This window comes from Alcanivorax sp. HI0007, from assembly GCF_001635525.1.
Taxonomy (GTDB): Bacteria; Pseudomonadota; Gammaproteobacteria; order Pseudomonadales; family Alcanivoracaceae; genus Alcanivorax.
On record NZ_LWEJ01000207.1, the window covers coordinates 1 to 617 of the forward strand.

The 617-nt window shown below is 56.7% G+C and carries 1 protein-coding gene and 1 pseudogene; one reads left to right on the forward strand and one right to left on the reverse strand.

Going from position 1 to position 617, the window contains the following annotated elements; genetic code table 11:
* The coding region (locus tag A3714_RS10470; protein ID WP_231867846.1) for a GMC oxidoreductase at positions 1-206 on the reverse strand (206 nt) is incomplete at its 3' end.
* A 41-nt stretch (positions 207-247) separates the two neighbouring features.
* On the opposite strand from A3714_RS10470, the pseudogene A3714_RS10475 reads away from it, so the two are divergent.
* Positions 248-617: pseudogene (locus A3714_RS10475) on the forward strand (GMC family oxidoreductase); the annotation flags it as partial.

Genomic DNA, 617 nt, shown 5'->3' on the forward strand with positions numbered 1-617 from the left:
GCGGTCATGGGTGCCGGAATCAGGCTGGCATCCGCCACGAACAACCCCGCAGTGCCATAGACCTGGCCAGTGGGAGCCACCACCGCCTCATAGGGGTCAGATCCCATGCGACAGGTTCCGTGGTGGCTGAAGCTGTTGGCCCGGAAGGTGTACATGCCCTTCAGACCGTAATCCACCTTTTCCAGGGTTTCATCCAAGGCGAACACGGAATCCACCTCCAGATTCTGGAACGTCGGCTCAGGGTGACATGAAGGCGGGCAAGGCCCATATCGACTTCATGAAAGACTACAAGTACTACGCCGGTGTAAATGCCTTCAGCACCGACCAGGGCAGGGGATATGTGGAATGGTCCGGGGATGCCTACAGCGGTGACAAGACCATCCACTGGAATCCCAACCGGGAAGAATTCAATAACATGAAGGCTTCCGCCGCCCTGGCAGCACGTATTTTCTTTTCCGGTGGTGCGGAAAAGGTTTACATGCCGACGTTCCAGAATCTGGAGGTGGATTCCGTGTTCGCCTTGGATGAAACCCTGGAAAAGGTGGATTACGGTCTGAAGGGCATGTACACCTTCCGGGCCAACAGCTTCAGCCCCCACGGAACCTGTCGCATGGGAT